Source organism: Flavihumibacter cheonanensis (assembly GCF_022352215.1).
Lineage (GTDB): Bacteria > Bacteroidota > Bacteroidia > Chitinophagales > Chitinophagaceae > Flavihumibacter > Flavihumibacter cheonanensis.
The window spans coordinates 389,299-411,758 of record NZ_JAKRWF010000002.1; the positions used below are offsets into that span (position 1 = coordinate 389,299).

Sequence of the window (22,460 nt, forward strand, 5' to 3'; positions counted from 1 at the left end):
ACCAACCAGCGGCTGTTCTCCTGATTTTTAAATGGTCATCTTTTTATAGAAGCGATGGACTTCTTTTTTCCAACATCCGAAGTGTTGTGTTCTACCACTGAACTATCACGATCTGAATCGTGAGCAGGATTCGAACCTGCGCAAAAGGGCTAAAGCTCTACCACTGAGCTACCGTTTGAGGGGAAGGAATCGAACCTTCGACACTTAGCGAAAAGGGAATGAACACCATTACAACAACAGCATACAGCGCGTTACTACGGCTGCACTGTGGGGCTCTAAATACCCTCACCTGGTTTGTTTGCAACAGATGATCCCCTCTTCCCTTTGGGAACCCTATTTATTGAACCAGTTTGTTGGCACAACTGGAGCTTGCGAACGCATGGGGTTTTGCACGGAATGCGAATCCCATCCCCATGATATAACCCATCGCTTCTTTTAAAGCATCGTTGCTTTTAAATCCCGGATTGGTATTGATATCTGCATGCAATTCCATATCCACCTTGTACTTCGTGCAAACACCACATATTCTATACGCCGCATCAATGCTTTTGGATACTTCCAGTAACATTCTTTGTTTGATGCTCATCTTCCATTGCGTGCTTTCGGGCAGTATATACATAAACCCTCCTTTTCCTTTTCGGATCACAGCAATCACAGTAGCAAACTGCGTGTGTTTACCTTTTACCTGGCTATCGGTTCCGATGCATAATTTCAATTCATGTCCCGCTGCTTGCTCACGAAGGATCATCATTCGGATCTCTTCCTCTATCGGCAGGCGGATCCGTGTTCCGTCTAATTTTCTCCATAACTGTTCCATTTCATTTTGGTTTAAATCATAATAAAAAACCCGGTCGTTTATCGCGACCGGGTTCTCTACTCCTGTATGGATAGTATCTACTTCATACAACAGTCTCTCCATCGGTTGCGATTTATTTCTACTGGCATGCGGAGGCAATTGCTATTCGCATCCTGCCAACTCTGCCAGCTGATAAATTTTCTATGTTGTTTCTCCCGTTTCATTTTTTTCCAATAAAAAAGCCCCGCAATCCAGGCGGGGCTTCTATTTCAGTATTTTTATAACTTGTTATAAGTGTACAGCAATACATGCCCCGGCAACGGTACGATACTCACTTGGAGTAAATCCGTTTAGTATTTCAATATGTTGTTTCCGTGATTGCATGTAATTTTATTTGTAGTGCAAAGATGGTATAGTTTTTTCGATATTACCAATAACGCGGTAAACTTTTTTTAAAAAAATTTATGACTCGTATGAACAGGACATTTGTTATCGGTGATATTCATGGTGCCTACAAAGCATTGGTTCAACTCATTGATCGCATACAACCTACTGAAAAAGATACGCTGATTTTTCTCGGTGATTATGTTGATGGCTGGTCGCAATCTGCGGAAGTGGTGGATTATCTGCTTCAACTCAAATCAAGCATCAACTGCATTTTTATCCGGGGCAATCATGATACCTGGTGCAGTGAATGGTTGAATGGAAATCTTTCCAAACAGGACTGGATAGATGGCGAAGGTGCAGCTACAGTTAACAGTTATAAAAACATATCAAAGGAAAGATTAGTACAACATCAATCCTTTTATAACAGCACCATCATGTACTGGATTGATGAAGATAACCGACTGTACATACACGCGGGCTTTGCTTCCATGCACGGGCCGATTAAAGAAACCTATTCCAGTAATTATTCCTGGGATCGCACCTTGTGGGAACTGGCGCTTGCGCTGGATCCGCAACTCCCCAAAGATTCTATCTTTTATCCCAAGCGATTGAAACTATTCAGTGAAATTTATATCGGTCATACGCCCACTACCAATTATAATATCAGTACTCCGGTGAACAAAGCCAATCTCTGGAATGTGGATACCGGTGCCGGATTCAGGGGGCCTTTATCTGCTGTTGAAGTGCATTCCAAACAGGTGATTCAATCTGATCCCGCTTTTAGTTTTTATCCGGATGAAAAGGGCAGGACTTATGTATGAGTTAAGAAAATAAATTACTTTGTATTTTTTAATTTGTTTTCAATCCTTTCTTTAATTTCTTTAGAAGCAAAGGAGTGACGAATGGCTTCCAGGTTAGTCTTCAAAAATTCTTTCGATCCCCAATTGAACTGCCTGGCAAGGGTAGTATATTCTTCAGTAAGGCTAATATTAGAAATCGTACGCGCATCCGTGTTGATACTGATAGATACTCCCTTATCGTAAAGTTGGTCCACAACATGATCCTGTATGCGTGGGTAGATATTGGTTTGTACATTACTGGTGGGACAGATTTCTAAATGAATATCCTGTTTCTTTAGATACTCAATCAGCTTAGGATCTTCGATGCTTCTAACACCATGACCAATTCTTTTTGGACGCAAATTTTTCATGGTTTCCCAAACACTTGCAGCACCCTTAGCCTCTCCGGCATGAGCAGTACAGGGTATACCGGCCTTATTAACTAATTGAAATGCTTGTATATGATTATCTATAGGGAAGCCTGCTTCATCTGCCGCAATATCAAATCCCACTACACCTTTATTTCGGTATTTATGAACCAGGTTGGCTGTTTCCAAACTCTGACTTTCTGAAAAATGGCGTAGTGTACACAAAATCAAACCTGCTTCTATATTATAGGTTTGTATTCCTTCTCTCATAGCGGATAAAACTGTCTCCACCACTTCAACAGGAGACAGGCCTTTGTTTGTATGCAGTAAAGGAGCAAATCGTATTTCAGCATATACTATATTGTCCGCCTTGAGCTGTTTAAACAGGTCGAGGGTAACAAGTTGAAGTGATTCTTTGGTCTGCATCAGTTCAACTCCACTTACAGCCCGTTTGATATAATCCGCCAAATCGGTACACTTTGAAGGTGCGATAAAGTTTGCCGTATAGTCGTCGAACGAAATACCGGGTTGGAGGATTTTTACCACCTCATAACTTAGGGAGCAGTCCAGGTGAAGATGTAACTCTACTTTGGGCATCAGGGCAAGGGAAGATTGTCCCACTACAACAGGTCCTTGAAACAAAAAGGTTGTTAATATCAGGAAGCTTATCTTTTTCATTTACCAGTTGCTTACAAAATTAGATGGAACGAATGCTATATTTCGGGACATTTGTCCCACATATGATTCTGCAGAACGATAAGCTATTGGCTTATATCTCCAGGTTATTAAATACCGGAGAAGAAAGTAAGCGGCTGTCCTATCTTGAACTTAATAAAGATCTTTTCTTACTTAACCAGGATAAAGCGGTACACGCTGTTTATATTATAAAGGATGGAATTTGCCGATGTTCAATAAAACAAACGAATCAAAAATCATACTTATTGGAGTTCCTTGGAAGGGGAGAGATAATAGGTGAAATCGAAGCAATCCTGGATAGCTATAGTTTAGCAGAGGTTCAGACAATGTCGACTGTTGCTTTATTTAAATTAGATAAAACCTATTTTCAACAATTGATGAGACAGGATCCGGAATTCAATGAACTGGTAGTCGCCTCCTTAGCCATCCGATTGATAAACACTGCACTGAAAGCAGCCTTTCAGCAAACTAATACAACGGAGGTAACACTACAACGATTGCTTTTATTACTGAAACAGGAACAAATCCGTCTACCAAAAAATGACCTCGCTAATTACCTGGGCATTACAGTCAGAACTTTAAACAGGTCGTTGAATCGACTGAATGAATCGATTTGATCTAAATTTTTCTTTCCCGGTTACATGCTGATCCGTTTTGGCAACCAATTCAAAACAGCCTATGTTATACGGATCAAAACCCAGGAAATCAATACTGCTGCTATTAGCACTGCTTTTTTCTTTCGCATGGTTACAAACTCAAGCACAGTGGCAAAGTAGAAATGCTATAAGTGTGGCTGTTTCTCTTTCAGATAAATTGGATCTGACGGCGAGTCATCTGCGTGCCTATGATTTGAACAACAAGTTCAACAATATCTTTTACCAGTCGGGGTTGCAGTTAAGATACGAACTAAGCAAACGCTGGGATGTATACGGCAACCTGCAATTTCTCACAGGAGGGGCGTCAGCAGAAACAAGAACAAGAGCATTCATTCGCGCAGCACATACGTATCGCTTAACGAAGAAAATAAACTGGACCAATTCCATCCGCCTGGAAACCAATTCACAAAATGAAAACAGGTTTCGTCACAGGATTGGTTTCGCCACGCGCCTGGGACTAAGAAAGCGATTGGATTTTCTGAACCTTTCGCCATCGGTAACCTATCAGTTGTTTTATAATATAGGCGGTAATCCCATCCGGTATTACAATGATTCCAAACAGCTGATTGCGAGGCAACCTCCTGATGGGTTACATCGCAGCCGGCTCATCCTGAACCTGAATTCAAAACTGAATAAGTACCTCAATCTTAGCCTTTACTACATGCGGCAACAGGAATTCAATTTTATGAGTGCGGACACGAGAAAGATGAATGTCTATGATCCGGTACGCAACCGAACCCTCAGACCCTTTGACAATTTCAACACCATCGGATTAAGTGCACAGATCAATTTAAATCCACTCTTCAACTAATAAAAATCTTCACCTTAAAAAAGCCTCTATATGGAAAAGAGAATAAAAAAATCCTATATCTGTCGCGATGTAAATAAGTACCTCGTAGATCAGGACCTGGTTCATTTTCATAATCCCACTGTTGGCGACATAGCAGTATTTGAAGTAGTCAGTATTGGCAAACACAAAACCATCCAGGGAGCAGATAAACGAAATGCTGCGATTTATCCGGGTGATCATATCATGGCCGCTTTTGGAACCCGGTATGCCACCGGACAATTTGAAGGGTATGTAGAAATGAATCATTTTCAGGAGTACCAGGTACTCGGAGCCGGTGGAACCGTAGGGATTATTCACAGCATGCATCAAAAATTCACCAGCATCGGGCCTACTCAATTGAAACTAATCGGGTATGCAGTAGATGCCCGGGGAGAAATTCTCAATACTAAAAAAGTAAGGAAACCAGAGCTGCTACCGTATACCGGTGTTGCACAAACGCTGACCAATATCATCCTCTCCATTGGTTCGTCGATGGATAGTGGTAAAACAACCACCGCCGCACACCTGGTACGTGGCCTGAAGAAAAACGGCTTAAAAACAGGATTTATTAAACTCACCGGTACTGTATATACGAAGGATTGTGATCTTAACTATGATAACGGTGCGGATGTAGTGACTGATTTCAGCGCTATGGGCTTTCCTTCCACGTATTTATGTGAGCTGGATGAATTACTGGATCTTCATGAAACCCTGCTCATGAAAATCAATGCCAGGGAGCTGGATTATGTGGTCATTGAAATTGCAGACGGACTCTTTCAGCGGGAAACAGAAATGCTGCTCACGCAATCCAGGTTTATGAGTGGGGTAGATGCTGTTGTATTCTCCGCGGGTGATAGCCTCTCTGCGGTACAGGGAGTAAAAACCTTGCAGGAAATGAATATACATCCGGCCGCCCTGAGTGGACTCTTTACAGCCAGTCCGCTGCTCATCAAAGAAGTAAAAAGCAAGCTCAACCTGCCCATCTTCACCATCGACCAGCTGGCTGCAGGAGAACTGTTGCAGTTGATTAAAGAACCTCTTGGCAGCATCGCTTAATCCAACAACAAGATGCAAACCAATCCCGTTTGGTGGGCTTTTATAAAGCAGCACAAAAAGGAAACCATCGCATTGCTGGTATGCAGTTTACTTGCCAGCTATTTCGCGCTGATTGTTCCGCTCAGTATAGGAAAATACCTGGAAATCGTGTTTTCAGCGGGAGGGGGTAAAACAAAAGCGCTTCAACTCCTGGGGATCAGACTGCCGGAAAACCTGGTTTCCTTTTTTATCTTCTTTTTTTGTTTGTTGCTGATACGGTTTGTTTTTAGCTGGCTGCATCAATACCAGGCTGCGCTCCTGGGTGAACGATTCGTGAGTCAACTCCGGTCGCAGCTCTTTGAGCAGCACCTGTCACAAAAGCAAGCGGGACAGCAACCTCATTCAGCTGCTTTATTGGCTTATAGCAATGAAGCTAAGAACATGCAGCAATGGCTGGTGAAAGGGGTGATTGGCCTGACCAAGGACCTTTTGTTTTTCGCGATGGCATTGTATGTGTTGTATTCACTGAATGCAGTGCTGACGATTACTGTCCTCTTATCGGTAATCGTGTTTTATCTAATACAACGGCAGTACCATCATTCTTATAAAAACGTGTGGGAGGAGAAACGAAAACGCCAGGGCAGTTTATTCAATCAGGTTAGCAGGTCGCTGCTGGAGGAGGAAGCCGAAGCAAGCGGGGAGTCTCAAAAAAAATATCGCGCGAAAGAAACGAAACTGCTGAACATCCTGCGTTCGTATCATTTTCATAAAAGCTTTTTACGTGCACTCAATCCGCTGCTGCTATATGTAATGCTGGCAATTGTAATGCTGATACTACGTTGGGATGCGGCAAAAAGCAGCCTGACAGCAGGGGATGTAGTAGCCTACCTGCTTGTACTGATGCACTTGTTTCCGACCCTGCGGAATATCCTCAAAATTGAACAGATCTGGTTGCAGGGGGAATTGGCAGCAAAAAAATTTACACGGTTTGATTCACCTGCGCAACGCGGCCAGGCAAGGTTCTCAGCGCCAGCCAAATCAGGAGAAATAAAATCCCAATACTAACCCAGGCGCTTACATGCATGGCATTGATGAAAGCATTTTGTGCGGCGGTTAATAAACTGGCTCCGTCTGCTCCTAACTTGTTTGCTTCATTCACGGCAGCACCCAGTGTTTGTCTGGCCTGTTGCACAGATGTTGCTGGTATTCCTTCAAAAGATTTACTGAACATGTATTGCCGGTAGACCGCGGTTCCCAAACTGCCGAGAACAGCCATGCCGGTGGCGCCTCCGAACTCGGCACTGGTTTCTGATATGGCGCTTGCAGCACCTGCGCGTTCAGGTGGGGCGGACCCAATAACGAGATCCGTAGCCATGGTAACAACAGGTGCAAAGCCGATGGAAGTGAAGAACATCGCCACAACTGTCCATAGTACGGAGCTCTGTGCATCGAGTCGCGCAATGATGCTAAAGCCAATGGTAGCCAACAACAAACAAAGCGCCATTAGTTGTGCGTGTGATAATCGTTTCAAGAGGTTTGGTCCCTGTGTGGCGCCCAACATAAATCCTGCAAAAGAAGGCAGTGCCCATAAGCCGGCAACCAGGGGTGTGAGTCCGAGTACCAGTTGCATATACTGATAGGTGTAAAAAAAGGAACCAAACATCACAAAGCAACCCACGCCATATAACGTGAGTGAACTACTGAAACTGGGAATGCGAAAAAGGGCGATATCAATTAATGGATCTGCGAGTTTAGCCTGTCGTTGGATAAAGAGAAGACCAATACCTGCACCCGCCAGTATGGATGCGATGGCAACCCCACTGATGCCATAGGTTGCAATTTCCTTCAGGCCAAAAATGATCAGCAGTACAGCAGCTAAGGATAAAAAGGCGCTGCGTAAATCAAGTTTACGCGCCTGTGGATCTTTGAATTCAGGAAGCAAAATCGGACCGGTAATCAAGAGCAAAAGCATCACGGGAATCGCAATGAGAAAAACAGATCCCCACCAGAAATATTGCAGGAGCAACCCTCCGGCAAGCGGACCGAGCGCACCACCGGCAGCATATCCCAAGGCCCAGAGTCCAATCGCTTTGGTTCTTTCTTCCGGCACCTGGAACATATTGCTGATTAAAGAAAGGGTAGAAGGCGCAATGGTAGCACCTGCAATACCTAAAACAGCGCGGGCGGCAATCAGGGTTTCGGCGCTGTTGGCAAAGGCAGCCAGTAAAGAGGCCGCGCCAAAAAAAGCGGCGCCAATCAGCAGGAGTTTTCTTCTGCCGATACGATCTCCCAGGTTTCCCATGGTAATAAGGAAACCGGCTACCAGGAAACCATAGATATCCATGATCCAGAGGAGTTGTTCGCTGCTGGGATGCAGATCCGCACTCAGTTCCGGGATGGCTAAATTCAGCACTGTCAGGTCCATCGAGTAGACCATACATGGAAGGGCAATCACCAGCAATCCCAGCCATTCTTTGCGGGTGGCTTTGGGTGCATTAGTTGGTTGTAATTCGATCATGGATAAAAGGTTTGATTACAAACTTACAGGTTGATTGTATCTTTCAAGAGGGGTAAAACTGCCATTTGAAAGGTAGTTTACGACAATTCTGTTGGTACGAAATATGTAAAACACAAGTATGAAAATTATTATAATCTCGGGCAGTGCCCGCCCTAATCGGCAATCGCATAAAATAGCATTGGAAGTTCTGAAGCGACTGGAGCCTCTAGAAAATATCCAACCTGCATTGCTGGATGTTCGTGAAAAGCCCCTGCCCTTGCTCGAATCTATTTATCGCAATCATCCCAATCCCACTGAAAACATGCATCATTGGAAAAAAGAATTTGATCAGGCGGATGCTTTTATTATCGTTTCTCCCGAACACAACGGCAGCTATTCAGGTGCGCTAAAAAACACACTCGATCATTTCTTTGAAGAATATAATAATAAACCGATGGGTATTATCGCAGTTTCGGCAGGAGCCCTGGGTGGTACCAATGCAGCTATGGCCTTGCAACATTTTTGCCTTAAAGTAGGCGGACTGCTGATGCCGGCTTTTCTTATTACGCCAAAAGTTCAATCGCTGTTTGATGCAGATGGAATTCTGATCGACGAATCCTATTCCAAACGGCTTGATAAGTTCCTGCACCAGTTTATTGAATTCTCACAAAGGATGAACAAATAAATCGTTTTCTCTCCGGCTCGAACTTACCCAAGGTCAAGGAATAGCCAAGGTTTAAGAACTTGTTTTGTGCTACAAATTCTTAAACCTTTTTTTCATGAAATATTTTTCATCGCTGTTTCTTTTTCTTTTACTGTTGGCCGGCAACAGTTTTGCACAAAAAACCCAACAAACAATCCGTGGTACCATAGTCGATACGGATAGCAAATTACCCGTGCAGGGAGTAACCATACAAATTGAACTAAACAACAATAGGTTAAGTACCATCACAGATGCCCAGGGTAATTTCCGGTTTGAAGCACTAACCATTGGCCGTTATACCTTATCCGCCAGTTCCATTGGATACGATAAACTGGTGCTACCTAACCTGGTATTGACAGCAGGTAAAGAACTAGTGCTGTCGCTCAGTCTTCAGGAAGCAGCAACGAGCTTAAAAGAAGTACTTGTAACCATCGACAAAAACAAGGGACAGGCATCCAATGAGATGTCGCTGGTCAGCAGCCGGTCCGTTTCACCCGAACAAACCAACCGATATGCAGGAGGCTTCAATGATCCCTCTCGCATTCTTTCCAACTTCGCTGGTGTTAACAACACGCAGGACGGTAGCAATGATATTATTGTACGGGGTAATTCTCCCAAATACCTGCAATGGCGACTGGAAGGTGTACAAATCACCAACCCCAACCATTTTGCGGATCAGAGCTCAGTTGGTGGTTCCATCAGTACCCTCAATAATAACCTGCTCGCCAATTCCGATTTCTATACCGGTGCTTTCTCTGCTGAATTTGGCGATGCGCTCTCCGGTGTGTACGATGTAAAACTCCGGGCGGGAAACAATGAGAAATTTGAATCCATCGCCAGTATTGGTATAATCGGAACAGACCTGACCTTCGAAGGACCATTTAAAAAAGGGTACAAAGGTTCTTTCCTGGTGAACTATCGTTACTCCACTGTATCGTTGCTGGACAACCTTGGTCTCTTCGATGATATAGATGGTGTGCTGAATTTTCAGGATGCTGCTTTCAAAGTAGTGCTGCCCACCAATAAACTCGGTACCTTTTCAATTTATGGATTGGGCGGTATCAGTAATTTTCGGTTTAATGATGTCACTCCAGCACTCTGGCAAACACCCGGCAATCGTTTTATCCGGAATAAAACAGGAGAGGATTTTAAAAAGAAATCACATCTGCTCAACCTGGGCATCAACCATACGCTTACCCTTAACCGAAACAGTCATTTGTTCACTGCCCTCACGTATTCAAGCGAAGGAATTGATGATGCCGTTTATGAAAGCTTTCTGTTTAAGGTCTACGATGATAATGGAAACTATGTCAAAGATTCCACACGAAAGAACCAGCTGAATTTTGACGGAGGAATAAAAAAATCAACCTACCGGGCAGAGATGACCTATAACCACAAATTCAATGCCCGTCATAAAATTCAACTGGGCACCAAATACGGATTGCAGCAGTATGATTTCAACCAGTCGATGTTGAAAGACAGTAGTTCCGTCCGTACCACCCTGGTTGATTTTACTGATAACCTATCCACGATACGGAACTTTATCAACTGGAAGTTTCGAATCAATGAGGCTTTCAGCATGGTTGCCGGTGTTCACAACATGAACGTATTGCTGAATAAAAAATCAACGATTGAGCCACGTTTTGCCATGAACTATAAACCCAATCGCAGTTCCACCTGGAGCCTGGGTTATGGCAATCATAGTGCGTTGGAAAGCATTCATCATTATTTCACGCGGATTGAAAACCAAATCGGGCAGGTTACTGAACCCAATAAAGACCTTGGTTTATTGAAAGCCAATCATTTTGTTGTGGGTTATGAAAGAAAACTCGGTAAAAATCTGCTGGTCAAAATGGAAGCTTATTATCAGCAGTTGTATAACCTGCCGGTTGCGAATGCCGATACCAATATTTTCAGCACCATCAATGAAGGGCTCGATTTTCAATACGTTGATCTGGTTAACAAAGGAAAAGGAAGCAACTACGGTATTGAACTTACCCTGGAACGATTTTTCAATCGCAATTACTATTACCTGATCAATGCCTCCGTTTATAATTCTACCTATAAAGCGCTGGATGGCATAGAGCGCAATACGCGTTTCAATGGCAACTACCTGGTGAATGCTTTGTTCGGAAAGGAATTTCCGAAACTGGGAAAAAAGCAGAATAAAACTTTTGCTATTAACAGCCGCTTATTCTTTGGTGGGGGTAAGAAACATATCCCACTGCTTCGCGATGCATCTGGTAATCTTGTAGTGGATCCTGCTAACAATCAATTTTTTGATTATTCCAGGGCGTATAAAAATGGGCTGGATGATCTGTACCACCTGACTGTATCGTTCAGTTATAAAATTGATATTCGCCGGACTACCCACGAAATCTTTCTCAACATTGATAATATCACCAATAACAGGGCCCGCTTAACGGAGTTTTATGATCCTTCGGAGCCGGGTTCAGTTGGTTATATGCGCCAGTCCTCTGCCTTTCCTAATCTGCTCTACCGTATTTATTTTTAACTTGATGAAATATTTTGAATGAAAGCTGCTGTACGATACAATTACTGCTCGCCTAATGAACTAACGCTGCGTGAAGTACCAATTCCTTCAATACGTTCGGATGAAGTGTTGGTAAAAGTCAAAGCCACCACCGTGAACCGATCTGATTGTGGGGTACTAACCGGAAAGCCTTATGCGATTCGCCTGTTTGCAGGTTTATTCAAACCCCGCAAACCCATAACAGGTACTGATTTTTCGGGGATTGTAGTAGCCTGTGGTGAGCAGGTGGAACAATTTCAGATTGGGGATATGGTATATGGGTTTTTTGACGTAGGCCTGGCAACACATGCTGAATATGTTGCAGTGCCGGTATCAAAAGCCATCTTAAAAAAACCGGAGCATATAACGTTTGAACAGGCGGCAGCCAGTTTGGAAGGAGCTCATTATGCTTATTATTTTCTTGATAAACTCAAGCTCAAAGAAGGTGACGCTGTGCTGGTGAATGGAGGTACCGGAGCAATTGGGAATGCAGCGCTTCAGTTTCTGAAACACAAAAAGCTACGTGTAGTTGTTACTTGTGAAACAGCTTTTGTGGATTATCTCTATAAACAGGGAGCTGACTATGTTATTGATTATACGCAGGAAGATTTCACTCAATTCGATGAACAATTTGATGCAGTTTTTGATGCTGTTGGGAAAAGCAGTTTTGGCAAGTGCAAACGGCTGCTTAAACCGATTGGTGTGTATGTGTCCTCAGAATTGGGGCCGTATTGGCAGAATCCTTTCTTAGCACTGGCAGCTCCTCTGATGCCTGGAAAAAAAGTACGGTTTCCATTGCCTTTTTCTATTAACAAAAGCATGCAGTTTATCCATGAACTGATTGAAAAAGGGGCTTTTACGCCATTGATTGACCGAAACTATTTGTTGGAAGATATTTCAGCCGCCTTTAACTATGTGATGAGCGGCCAGAAGAAAGGAAATGTTATCATTCGCTTTGATTAATTTTACAGTATCAGTCATGAACCATGCAACCTGTAAATTTTTCATCCAGATCAAGCGCCGCCAATCAGGTAGATGAAGAGGTATTAGCAATTCAGCAATCGCTGCTGCAATCACCTTATAACCTGCCGGAAGAGAAAGATTTTTTTGCGGAAAATATTGAAGTCCGGCGCGTTCCAAAAGGAGAGTTCCTGATACGTCAGGGACAGCGGCTGTTTTGTTCCTATCATCTTTTCAAAGGCTGCGTCCGCGAATATTATAACAAAGACGGGGAAGAAAAAACAATCGGCTTTCACACTGCCGGCGACAGTTTGTTCGATGGTGGTGATAAACTGAACCAGGAGGCCAGTTCCGTGAATTGGGAAACCGTTTCCGAATGTATTGTATCGGTATTTACGCATGAAGTGGAAAAGGAAATGTATCGTCGTTTCCCCCGGTTGGAATCCTTATGCCGGATGGAAACCGAAAAGCAATATTCCAGTTATAAAAAATCACTGCATCAGTTCCTGGATTCAAGTCCGGAAGAACGCTATGAAAACCTGATTGAAACCAAACCTGAGTTGTTTCAGCTGGTGCCGTTGTATCATATTGCCAGTTACCTGGGTGTTACGCCTGAATCACTCAGCCGTATCCGGAGAAGAATGAAAGTGTCTTAACCTCACCCGTCCGGTGGGGCTAGGGGAGCGCAAAGGCGACATACGCATCATGTCCTTTCTTGCCGAGTTTGCCACCACCGCAGGCGATGACAAGGTATTGTTTGCCATCAACCATGTAAACAGATGGAGTGGCAAAGCCAGGTGCCGGTAAATCAGCTTCCCATAAAATCGCTCCTGTTCTTTTATTGTATCCGCGGATCTTGCTATCACTACTGGCTGCTATGAATACGAGTCCGCCTGCTGTTACAACCGGACCACCATAATTCTCAGTACCTGTTTCAATGCCTTTTGCTTTTAGCTCGGGATAGCTGCCCAGTGTTTTCTTCCAGGCAATTTTGCCGGTGTTGAGATCAATCGCATTCAACGTGCCCCAGGGTGGTGATACGGCGGGATACCCTTCCGGCGTCAGCAACTTATGATAACCGGTTCCAACATAGGGGAGATTAAAATAGGGATCGCCTGGTTGGGAAGGTCTTTCAAATGCAGTGCTGCCTGCCTGCTTATCTCCCAGCACATAAACCGCTACTGCTTTTTTCTCCGACTCACTGAGATGTGCAAACGAAGGCATCATACGCCGGCCGGCATGCAGGAGTGCTATCAAATCAGATTGCTTGTAGTGGTTTTCAATACCCAATAAGGAAGGATAATTACCCGCGCCCTTTCGCTCGGCACCATGACAGGCAATACAGGCGCCATTGTAAATTCGGTTACCCGCCTCCCAAAGCGTTTCCTTTTTCTCCGACTCCGCCTTTTTATCTATCAGTGTCAGGATCCAGGGCATTTCATTCGCATTCACATAGAGCAATCCGGATGTTGGATCATAGGCTGGTCCGCCCCACTCAGCACCTCCATCAAAGCCGGGGAAAATAATCGTTCCCTGTTTGGATGGCGGAGCATACATATGATCATGCCTAGTGGAAAGAAATCGTTTGCGGATACTATCTTGTGAGGCGGGTGGTACTATGCTATTCAAATCGTTTTCGGTTATTCCTTGCCGTACAAAGGGTTCCGGGAAAACCGGTTTCGGTTGGGTATGAGAGAGGACTTCTCCTTTTAAATCGGAATCAACCGGAACGGCAGCTTCTTCAATAGGGTAAATCGGTTCCCCGGTTACACGATCTAACAGGAAGGTATAACCAGTTTTGGTGACTTGTGCCAGGGCACCAATTTTTTTCCCATCTTTTTCAATGGTTAATAGCACCGGAGCAGTTGGCAGATCCCGGTCCCATACATCATGGTGAACAGTCTGGTAATGCCAGAGGCGTTTGCCGGTTCCTGCATCCAGGGCGATGATACTATTGGCATAGAGATTATTACCCAATCGTTTTCCTCCATAGAAATCATACACTGCAGATCCGGTTGGCACATAGACGATGCCTCTTTTTTCATCCATGCTGAAGCCGGCCCAGGCATTGGCGCCTCCTACATATTTATAAGCGAGGCTATCTTCCCAGGTTTCAAATCCCGGTTCACCCGGTTGTGGAATGGTATGAAAGATCCAGCGCCGCTTACCGGTGTGCACATCATAAGCGCGTATATGTCCGGGTGCCGCTTTTGATTCCTCAGCCACCCGCATGCCTACAATGATCAGGTCTTTGTATATGATACCCGGACTTGTTCCTGCTACATAGAGATCAGCCGCATCGCGGTCCAGGCCTTCACGCAAATCAATTTTTCCAGCCTTACCAAAACTGCGGACAGGCTTTCCCGTTAGGGCATCAATACAATAGAGTTTGGAATTGGCGGAATAGAAGAGGAGTTTTTCTGCTGCGTTGGTATACATGGCCAGTCCGCGTGCTATGTTGAACGAAAAATAGCCTTCCCCTTTGACTTCTTCTCCCATGCTATCCGTTACCGGATCATAGAACCATTGTTGTTGGCCGGAGGCCGCATCCAGCGCAAAGAGTTTCAGTTTGGGACTTATACCATAGAGCACGCCATCTACCACCAGGGGATTCACCTGGATTTGGGTAGAGGAATCCGCATCACCCGTCCGGTAATCCCAGGCCTGTTGTAGTAAGTGCACATTGGAGGTATCAATTTGAGTTGCCGCCGAATAGCGGGTGTTTTCCTTTGAGCCGCCATACACCGGCCAATCAAGGTTGGAGGACTGCTGTGAACAGGCGCCTGCTAAAATTGCTACCAGGCAAATAGCTCCCAGGGATTTCTTCATCCTTCTAATTTACTCCATTCACCCGTCCGGTGGCACCGGACGGGGGGGGATTATTCTTTGACAAACTTGCGAATGAAAAACCGATCGTTTCGTTCATCAAAAAGCTGGAGAATGTAAATTCCGGACCGGAGCTGCTGCAGGTCAATTCTATTACTGGTTCTGTTGGTACGGATAGATGTGATTCTTTTTCCGGAAAGATCAAAAACGGAAATCGACAACTGCAAGAGTTGAGAGTTCTTAATGAACAAGCTGGATTGAACCGGATTGGGGTGTATGCTAATTCCTCCTTGCAATTCCAATTGATCAATAGATGTAATAACCACCTGCTTCGTTTCTGACAGTTCACTTGTACAGGCACCAGCCTTCACCTGCACAGCATATGTGCCCGATTCAAATACAGTCAGCTTTTGTTGTGTTGCTCCTGTAATTGCCTGGCCATTAAAATACCATTGATTGCCTGTAACAGCCGAAGAGGTGAGCAAATTACTCTGCACTGTAATTTCTGGTTTGGGGGGTGTTTGAAAAACCTGAACCTGCAAGGAGGCTGTAGCCGTTCCTACTTTATTGGTTGCACTAACGGTATAGGTACCAGAACTGGTAACCGTTACTACCGAATCAACCGTAACCGGATTGGTATTCCAGGAATAGGTACAATCGGTACAACCAGCTGAAGATGCAACCAACCGAATGGATGTACCGGAACAAACTTCCTGAGCGGGTTTAGCAACAATTACAGGTACAGCAGGTGCCTGTGGCTTTGCAATCATGGCATCATTCTGTGGAGCTACAAAAAATCCACTGAATCCGGTTACATCAAAACTCACTTCCCATAACTCTTCTATATCATTCCATACAATCTTGTTATCATCCGGGTTGATTTCAATACCCTCACCTGTATATTCAGAAGGATGATGAGAACCAATTGAAAGCCCTCCGTATTTGTACACGCGCAGGTTTGCTTTACCAATAGTATCCTCCGGACCTGTTGGTAAATTCTGATCATCCGGTCTGTATGCATTAAATTCTGTGAAATCCTGTTGCGTAAAATATAAGGTTATGGTTGCTTTTACAGTTGAGCCATTTTGCTCGGGGTTAATTTCATAATGCCGGCGAACAAAGGGGGCATTATTATGGGTTCGGATGGAATCATCCAGAAACATAGATTGATCGATATAGCCAGCAGGAGGGGAGTCTGGCGCTACTTTTACACCTGCGTCATTACTGGTATTTTTTACAATTTGAACCTGGCCCGGAGATATATTTCCAAAAATCAGATCCGGAGTTCCATTTTCATCCAGGTCGCCATCAAAAACAGTAATAAGAGAACCATTTAAGTTTAATCCAACCGGAGGATCAAATTGTATGTTTCCCGGATTACTGGTGTTTTTCATGTAATAACTGCTGAAAGCAGTTGCCGGAGGATCATACTGGGGATTTCTGGAAAAAACTAAATCACGGCGCCCATCTCCATCTATATCCGCAAATATGGATTCATAATTATAACTCTTTATTGATAGCTGAGCCGGCTTTTCAAACAGGAAGCTGCCATTTTCGCTACGGTTCCTGAACACCGTTAACATAGAATCTTTAGAACCAAGAAAATACAAATCCAGCTTTCCGTCTCCATCTATATCTTCGATATTTCCTACCACATTAGGTTGCATCGAAATCGAAAATCGTTGAGCAATCTCCAATCTATTCGGATCCAGCAATTGGCCTTGTTCATGGAGATTTCTTACAATATAGATGGAATCATTATTTTCCCCTCCATTCATAATAATCTCCTGTTTCCCATCCCCATCCAGGTCTCCATTCAATAAAACATAATTTCTGTCTGACTGGTCTCCAATCATTTTGATAATTCCTTTTTTAAAGGAAGGTTCGCCATAGGTACTGTTATTCTCAAACAAAATCAATCCCCGGATTATTCTACATACAAGATCCGGTTTCCCGTCAGCGTTCAAATCCATCAGTCTATGAACAGTATCATAGAAACTAAAAACACTGTGACTTATATTTGCAATGAGATTATAATCAAATGAGTCGGGATTGGATTTATTCTGGAGAATTTGTATTAGACCCGTATTGACTAATATTTCCTCTACACCATCCCCATCAAGGTCTCCGGTAGTACTATATCCACCTTTGTTATTTTCGAGCCTTTTTATTATTTCATAGCCAAGCTTTTTATTGTTTTTATCTCTCGCTAGTAATAAACCCGCATAGAAATTTTGTACCCCTTGTAGCGCAAAAACATCCAGGACTCCATCGTTGTTTAAATCAGCAGTAACTACTGAATAGGGATTCCCGGCCGCAGTATAACTCCTTGCCAATTGAACCGACCTCTTCCCTAATGTTTTACCCAAACTCTCAAATGTTACTTTGAATATGTAATCCGTCATTGTTATCAGTCCGTCCTTACTCATAACTACCAATCGCTGGCTATTCATACCAATAGGAATCCGGATGGTTAATTCCGTACTGGTTGCAGATAAAACCGGACAAACGATCCCGCCCATGCGAACAAAATTTTCTGCAGGTACAGGAGAGAAATTTTTACCCTGAATCGTTACTATCGTACCTATGGGTCCGGCTACTGGTGATATGCCGGTAACTACAGGAACGCGTTCGGAAAGCTTAAGAGAATCCTGCGCCAGCAAAGGCAAGTGGAAACAAAAAACAAGCAGTGAAAATAAAAATGTGCGGACATGTAAACTCATGCCGCACAAGAAACAACTTTTTACGAGGATTTCAAATCCACCCGTCCGGTGGCACCGGACGGGTGGGGAGAGATTACATCCCGTATTGCGCAAGAAATTTAATGCGCATGATCTTTAGCTGCTCCCAGGAGAAATTGCTGTCGGACATTTCTTCCTGCGCTACCTGCAGAGAGGAGGTTTCGCAGCTCTTAAAATAATCGAGGATCTCTTCCTGTTCGTATTCATCCAGCATTTCGTCAATGGCGTAATCCAGATTGAGCTTGGTACCGCTGGCCGCGATAGTTTCCATCTCTTCCAGCAAGGCATCGAGCCGCAGCTCTTTGTTCTTGGCGATGGTCTCCAGCGGAATGCGTTTATCTGTCTGTTGAATGATATAAACTTTCAGGCCGCTCTTGTTCACCACACTCTTCATCACAAACTCATCCGGCTTCTCGATATTATTATCCTCTACATATTTGGCAATCAGTTCAACAAAGGGTTTACCATAACGGATTGCTTTTCCCTTACTCACGCCCTGGCATTTATCCAGTTCCGCTACTGAGGTAGGATAAAGTGTTGCCATATCCTGCAGCGAGGTTTCAAGAAAAATCACAAATGGAGGCAGGCCTTTTTTCTTGGCTTCCTTCTGACGCAATTCCTTCAGCATTTCAAACAGCTTCTCATCCACAGCAGATACCGCACCACCAGTTTCTACTCCACCTTCTTCATCATCCTCATTCGCTTCCTCATAGAGATTGTTCAACACGATCTTAAAGCTCTTTGGCTTTTTGATGAATGCTTCTCCCGCTTTGGAGAGTTTCAGCACCCCATATTCTTCAATATCCTTGGTGAGGTATCCACCCAGCAAGAGCTGGCGAATTAACGTGCTCCAGTAATGATCGGGCTGATCCTTGCCCGCACCAAATTCATCGAGGCCATTGTGACGGTACATCTGAATCTGGGGGGTCATCCGGCCAATCATCACATTCACCGTATAATCGGTAGCAAAACTTTCATTAAGTTTCTTCACCAGCTTGAGCACTTTCACCGCATTGTCTTTGGCTTCCACCTGCTCTTTCGGATGTTTACAGTTATCGCAACCGCCACAATTTTCAACCGTCCATTCTTCTCCGAAATAACTCAATAAAATCTTCCGTCGACAAACACCACTCTCTGCATAGGCCACGGTTTCATTGATCAATTGCGCACCCACTTCCCGTTCACTCAAAGGCTTATCCCGCATCAGGTGCTCCAGCTTGGCTACATCCTTATGCGAATAATAGAGGATACAATGCCCTTCCAGTCCATCCCGGCCAGCGCGACCGGTTTCCTGGTAATAGTTTTCAATACTCTTGGGAATATTATAATGAATCACAAAACGCACATCGGGCTTGTCGATACCCATACCAAAGGCGATGGTTGCTACAATTACCTGTGTATCCTCATTGAGGAATTTATCCTGGCGTTCAGCCCGCAGTTTGGAATCCAGGCCAGCATGATAGGCAACTGCCTTGATGCCATTGGCCACCAGCACATCCGCCAGTTCTTCTGTGGTCTTGCGGTTCAGGGTATAAATGATGCCACTCTTGCCTTTATTCTGTACAATATATTTTACGATGCTACGAATGGTCTGATCCTTTTTGATTTTGGGCTGGATCTCGTAGTAAAGATTGCTTCGGTTGAAAGAAGAAATGAAAATCTCCGGATCCCGAAGTCCGAGGTTCTTCACAATATCACTCTGCACTTTTGGGGTAGCCGTTGCTGTTAGTGCGATGACGGGGATCTTATCATTGATCTCGTCCATCATTTCCCGCAGTCTTCGGTATTCGGGTCTGAAATCATGGCCCCACTCCGAAATACAGTGTGCCTCATCCACCGCGAAAAAACTGATCTCCAGGTCGCGGAACAGTTCCAGGTTTTCGGCCTTGGTCAGGGTTTCCGGGGCTACGTACAACATCTTGGTATGGCCCTGCTGCAGGTCCTCATGCACTTCGCGAATCTCCTTTTTTGTGAGGGTGGAGTTTAGAAAATGCGCTACATCGTCCTTGCTGCTATAGCCTCTCACCAGGTCTACCTGGTTTTTCATCAGGGCAATCAGGGGAGATACAATAATGGCAACGCCCGGCATCAGCATAGCGGGCAACTGGTAACAAAGACTTTTACCTCCGCCCGTGGGCATGATTACAAATGTATCGCGACCCGCCATCAGGTTTTCAATGATGGCCTCCTGTTGTCCTTTAAATCCGTTGAATCCGAAATACTCCTGTAATGAGTCGGAAAGGGAGAGACCTCCATTATTAGTAGTGGCAACCTTTTTTTTGGTGGCGGCTTTGGCCGGTTTTGCAGCATCTGCCTTGGCAGTGGTGGTTTTCCGGGATTTTGATGTTGTTGACATGTCTTAAAGTTTCAATCTCACTTGAAGCGGAACTCTCATAAGTTAACGAAAAACTAGCAGTGGATTTGGCCCTTTTTTTCAGGGGGATGCGAAATTACTGAAAATAAGGGGGGAAAAGCACCCGAAAATGTTAATACCGAACGCTCCTTAGCCAAATCTCCTATTTTTGTGCCGCCTGATATGAATACAGAACAAATACTGGCTGTTGGCCGTCGCACTGTTGAACTGGAAACCCGCTCTGTGGAAGGGTTACAGGCCTATCTGAACGAGGATTTTGCTCAGGCGGTTCAGGCAATCTTCCACTGCAAGGGCAGGCTGGTAGTCAGCGGTATTGGCAAAAGCGCGATTGTAGCCCAAAAGATTGTAGCCACCCTGAATTCAACCGGCACCCCGGCTCTTTTTCTCCATGCAGCAGATGCCATCCATGGCGATCTGGGTATGGTCCAGGAAGATGATATCGTGCTAATCATCAGTAAAAGCGGGGAGAGCCCGGAGATCAAAGTGCTGGTGCCATTGATAAAAAACTTTGGTAATCAACTGATTGGCATGGTCGGACAAACACAGTCCTTCCTGGCTCACCAGGCTGATTTTGTGCTCAATACCACGGTTTCGAAAGAAGCTTGTCCCAATAACCTGGCTCCCACCAGCAGTACTACAGCACAAATGGTGATGGGCGATGCGCTGGCCGTTTGCCTGATGGAAATGAAAGGATTCAACGGGCAGGACTTTGCCAAATTCCACCCCGGAGGCAATCTGGGAAAGCGTTTGTACCTCAGAGTCAAGGATTTATATGTGCAGAACCAGCGGCCGGCAATTGCACCGGATGCCGTATTGAAAGAAATTATCATATCCATCTCGGGCAGTAGGCTGGGAGTAACAGTGGTAACGGATTCAACTCAAAAAGTATTGGGAGTTATCACCGATGGTGACCTTCGCCGGATGCTGGAAAGGGAATCTGAATTAACCAGTGTGCGTGCAGAAAAAATCATGACCCGCAACCCCAAACAGATCGGTCCGGATGCCATGGCCATTGAAGCCCTGGACCTGCTTCGCAAACACGATATCACGCAATTGGTTGTTGTTGACACCAATCAGGAGTATCTTGGCGTTTTACATTTACACGACCTAATAAAAGAAGGCCTTTTATAATGAACAAACATCACTACGTAGCCATAATGGCCGGAGGAATCGGAAGTCGATTCTGGCCCATGAGCCGTACCAATTACCCGAAACAGTTCCTGGATATCCTGAATACGGGTAAAACCCTGATCCAATGGACCTATGAGCGCTTTGCAGAATTTATTCCCAAAGAGAATATTTTCGTTGTTACTTCAGATGAATATGCGGAGATCGTGGCCACCCAATTGCCTGATTTGCCGGTCGCCAATATCCTGGGTGAACCTTCCCGAAAGAATACAGCGCCCTGTATTGCCTATATTTCCTTCAAACTCCAGCAGATGGATCCTCAGGCCAGCCTGATTGTGGCGCCTTCCGATCACCTGATCCTGGATACCATCGCCTTTCGCAAAGTTTGCCTGGAAGCGCTGAGTTTTGTGAATAAACACAATGCATTCATTACGCTGGGTATCAAACCAACGCATCCCAATACCGGGTATGGTTACATCCAGTTTGAGCAACATGCTATTACGGACAATGTATATAAGGTGAAAACCTTCACAGAAAAACCCAACCTGGAGCTAGCGAAAACCTTTGTAGCCAGTGGGGAGTTTCTCTGGAATGCCGGCATCTTTATCTGGCAGGTAAAAAATATTCTGCCCGCCTTTGAAAAATACCTTCCGGAAATGTATGAGGTATTTGCGGCTGAAAAGGAAAAATTCAACACCCCGGAAGAAGCCGAAGCGCTGGAAGCCATTTATCCCCAGTGTACCAATATATCAATTGATTTTGGAATTATGGAAAAGGCTGATAATGTGTATGTTATACCATCATCTTTCGGCTGGAGCGACCTTGGTACCTGGAACAGTGCCTACGAGAATTTTGAGAAAGACTACCTGGAAAATGCAGTAGCCGGAAACAACGTGGTGGTAATTGATGCCACCAAATGTATGGTGCATGTACCGGATGATAAACTGGTGCTATTGCAGGGACTGGATGATCATATCATTGTTGACACAAAGGACGTATTACTGATTTGTAAGAAAAATAAAGAGCAGGAAATCAAGGAATATGTGAATGAGGTAAAAAGAAAGAAGGGGGAAAAATTCCTGTAATCGATTT

The 22,460-nt window shown here is 44.5% G+C and carries 17 protein-coding genes and 1 tRNA gene; 11 read left to right on the forward strand and 7 right to left on the reverse strand.

The annotated features are described in order from the left end of the window. Nucleotides 1-116 precede the first annotated feature (116 nt). Together MD536_RS11050 and MD536_RS11055 are read right to left on the reverse strand one after the other, a co-directional pair. A tRNA-OTHER gene (locus tag MD536_RS11050) sits at nt 117-173 on the reverse strand. Between the two features lie 164 nt (nt 174-337). Beyond that, entirely contained in the window at nt 338-817 is a 480-nt protein-coding gene (locus MD536_RS11055; RefSeq protein WP_239601166.1) for a ribonuclease H-like YkuK family protein, read from the reverse strand. Nucleotides 818-1,269: 452 nt separating this feature from the next. On the opposite strand from MD536_RS11055, the gene MD536_RS11060 reads away from it, so the two are divergent. Beyond that, complete coding sequence (locus MD536_RS11060) at nt 1,270-2,004, forward strand: metallophosphoesterase family protein (RefSeq protein WP_239599025.1); 735 nt, start codon at nt 1,270-1,272, stop codon at nt 2,002-2,004. Nucleotides 2,005-2,018: 14 nt separating this feature from the next. Here the strand turns inward: MD536_RS11060 and add are convergent, their stop codons facing one another. Then, the gene (gene add, locus MD536_RS11065; RefSeq protein WP_239599027.1) at nt 2,019-3,068 is read right to left on the reverse strand and encodes an adenosine deaminase; all 1,050 of its coding nucleotides are present in this window, start codon (nt 3,066-3,068) and stop codon (nt 2,019-2,021) included. A gap of 62 nt (nt 3,069-3,130) precedes the next feature. On the opposite strand from add, the gene MD536_RS11070 reads away from it, so the two are divergent. The 4 genes from MD536_RS11070 (at nt 3,131) to MD536_RS11085 (ending at nt 6,671) form a co-directional block, all read left to right on the forward strand. Continuing rightward, complete coding sequence (locus MD536_RS11070) at nt 3,131-3,703, forward strand: Crp/Fnr family transcriptional regulator (RefSeq protein WP_239599029.1); 573 nt, start codon at nt 3,131-3,133, stop codon at nt 3,701-3,703. Between the two features lie 172 nt (nt 3,704-3,875). After that, nucleotides 3,876-4,553, forward strand: coding sequence for a DUF2490 domain-containing protein (locus MD536_RS11075; protein WP_239599030.1), 678 nt, complete (start codon nt 3,876-3,878; stop codon nt 4,551-4,553). A 30-nt stretch (nt 4,554-4,583) separates the two neighbouring features. Then, on the forward strand, nt 4,584-5,627 hold the full coding sequence (locus MD536_RS11080; RefSeq protein WP_239599032.1) for an N-acetyltransferase DgcN family protein: 1,044 nt from the start codon (nt 4,584-4,586) through the stop codon (nt 5,625-5,627). 12 nt (nt 5,628-5,639) lie between these two features. Beyond that, on the forward strand, nt 5,640-6,671 hold the full coding sequence (locus MD536_RS11085; protein WP_239599034.1) for an ABC transporter transmembrane domain-containing protein: 1,032 nt from the start codon (nt 5,640-5,642) through the stop codon (nt 6,669-6,671). Here the strand turns inward: MD536_RS11085 and MD536_RS11090 are convergent. Continuing rightward, nucleotides 6,586-8,124, reverse strand: a complete 1,539-nt coding sequence (locus MD536_RS11090) for an MFS transporter (protein ID WP_239599036.1) — start codon at nt 8,122-8,124, stop codon at nt 6,586-6,588. The genes MD536_RS11085 and MD536_RS11090 overlap by 86 nt on opposite strands. A 118-nt stretch (nt 8,125-8,242) precedes the next feature. Here MD536_RS11090 and MD536_RS11095 point away from each other — a divergent pair, with 118 nt between their 5' ends. The 4 genes from MD536_RS11095 to MD536_RS11110 all read left to right on the forward strand — a co-directional run bounded on the left by MD536_RS11095 (nt 8,243) and on the right by MD536_RS11110 (nt 12,955). Further along, nucleotides 8,243-8,788 (forward strand): NADPH-dependent FMN reductase, encoded by a 546-nt coding sequence (locus MD536_RS11095; protein ID WP_239599037.1) that lies wholly within the window; start codon nt 8,243-8,245, stop codon nt 8,786-8,788. A 94-nt stretch (nt 8,789-8,882) separates the two neighbouring features. Next, complete coding sequence (locus MD536_RS11100; protein WP_239599039.1) at nt 8,883-11,321, forward strand: TonB-dependent receptor; 2,439 nt, start codon at nt 8,883-8,885, stop codon at nt 11,319-11,321. A gap of 18 nt (nt 11,322-11,339) precedes the next feature. Further along, nucleotides 11,340-12,302 carry an NAD(P)-dependent alcohol dehydrogenase gene (locus MD536_RS11105; RefSeq protein ID WP_239599041.1) on the forward strand — a complete coding sequence of 321 codons (963 nt, stop codon included), beginning with the start codon at nt 11,340-11,342 and terminating at the stop codon, nt 12,300-12,302. 23 nt (nt 12,303-12,325) lie between these two features. Beyond that, nucleotides 12,326-12,955 carry a Crp/Fnr family transcriptional regulator gene (locus tag MD536_RS11110; protein ID WP_239599048.1) on the forward strand — a complete coding sequence of 210 codons (630 nt, stop codon included), beginning with the start codon at nt 12,326-12,328 and terminating at the stop codon, nt 12,953-12,955. 19 nt (nt 12,956-12,974) lie between these two features. Here the strand turns inward: MD536_RS11110 and MD536_RS11115 are convergent, their stop codons facing one another. The 3 genes from MD536_RS11115 to recQ form a co-directional block, all read right to left on the reverse strand. Continuing rightward, nucleotides 12,975-15,128: an outer membrane protein assembly factor BamB family protein gene (locus tag MD536_RS11115; protein WP_239599050.1), complete on the reverse strand. Its 2,154-nt coding sequence runs from the start codon at nt 15,126-15,128 to the stop codon at nt 12,975-12,977. Between the two features lie 50 nt (nt 15,129-15,178). Next, nucleotides 15,179-17,848: an FG-GAP-like repeat-containing protein gene (locus MD536_RS11120; RefSeq protein WP_239599051.1), complete on the reverse strand. Its 2,670-nt coding sequence runs from the start codon at nt 17,846-17,848 to the stop codon at nt 15,179-15,181. Between the two features lie 73 nt (nt 17,849-17,921). Beyond that, nucleotides 17,922-20,222, reverse strand: a complete 2,301-nt coding sequence (recQ, locus tag MD536_RS11125; RefSeq protein ID WP_239599053.1) for a DNA helicase RecQ — start codon at nt 20,220-20,222, stop codon at nt 17,922-17,924. 180 nt (nt 20,223-20,402) lie between these two features. Here recQ and MD536_RS11130 point away from each other — a divergent pair, with 180 nt between their 5' ends. Together MD536_RS11130 and MD536_RS11135 are read left to right on the forward strand one after the other, a co-directional pair. After that, the gene (locus MD536_RS11130; protein ID WP_239599055.1) at nt 20,403-21,371 is read left to right on the forward strand and encodes a KpsF/GutQ family sugar-phosphate isomerase; all 969 of its coding nucleotides are present in this window, start codon (nt 20,403-20,405) and stop codon (nt 21,369-21,371) included. After that, nucleotides 21,371-22,453: a mannose-1-phosphate guanylyltransferase gene (locus MD536_RS11135; protein ID WP_239599057.1), complete on the forward strand. Its 1,083-nt coding sequence runs from the start codon at nt 21,371-21,373 to the stop codon at nt 22,451-22,453. Before MD536_RS11130 ends, MD536_RS11135 begins: the two co-directional genes overlap by 1 nt. Nucleotides 22,454-22,460 lie beyond the last annotated feature (7 nt).

Coding starts and splice junctions, on each gene's coding strand:
- MD536_RS11055 (WP_239601166.1), bottom strand. CDS start 817: ATGGAACAGTTATGGAGAAAATTAGACGGAACACGGATCCGCCTGCCG.
- MD536_RS11060 (WP_239599025.1), top strand. CDS start 1,270: ATGAACAGGACATTTGTTATCGGTGATATTCATGGTGCCTACAAAGCA.
- add (WP_239599027.1), bottom strand. CDS start 3,068: ATGAAAAAGATAAGCTTCCTGATATTAACAACCTTTTTGTTTCAAGGA.
- MD536_RS11070 (WP_239599029.1), top strand. CDS start 3,131: ATGATTCTGCAGAACGATAAGCTATTGGCTTATATCTCCAGGTTATTA.
- MD536_RS11080 (WP_239599032.1), top strand. CDS start 4,584: ATGGAAAAGAGAATAAAAAAATCCTATATCTGTCGCGATGTAAATAAG.
- MD536_RS11085 (WP_239599034.1), top strand. CDS start 5,640: ATGCAAACCAATCCCGTTTGGTGGGCTTTTATAAAGCAGCACAAAAAG.
- MD536_RS11090 (WP_239599036.1), bottom strand. CDS start 8,124: ATGATCGAATTACAACCAACTAATGCACCCAAAGCCACCCGCAAAGAA.
- MD536_RS11095 (WP_239599037.1), top strand. CDS start 8,243: ATGAAAATTATTATAATCTCGGGCAGTGCCCGCCCTAATCGGCAATCG.
- MD536_RS11100 (WP_239599039.1), top strand. CDS start 8,883: ATGAAATATTTTTCATCGCTGTTTCTTTTTCTTTTACTGTTGGCCGGC.
- MD536_RS11105 (WP_239599041.1), top strand. CDS start 11,340: ATGAAAGCTGCTGTACGATACAATTACTGCTCGCCTAATGAACTAACG.
- MD536_RS11110 (WP_239599048.1), top strand. CDS start 12,326: ATGCAACCTGTAAATTTTTCATCCAGATCAAGCGCCGCCAATCAGGTA.
- MD536_RS11115 (WP_239599050.1), bottom strand. CDS start 15,128: ATGAAGAAATCCCTGGGAGCTATTTGCCTGGTAGCAATTTTAGCAGGC.
- MD536_RS11120 (WP_239599051.1), bottom strand. CDS start 17,848: ATGAGTTTACATGTCCGCACATTTTTATTTTCACTGCTTGTTTTTTGT.
- recQ (WP_239599053.1), bottom strand. CDS start 20,222: ATGTCAACAACATCAAAATCCCGGAAAACCACCACTGCCAAGGCAGAT.
- MD536_RS11130 (WP_239599055.1), top strand. CDS start 20,403: ATGAATACAGAACAAATACTGGCTGTTGGCCGTCGCACTGTTGAACTG.
- MD536_RS11135 (WP_239599057.1), top strand. CDS start 21,371: ATGAACAAACATCACTACGTAGCCATAATGGCCGGAGGAATCGGAAGT.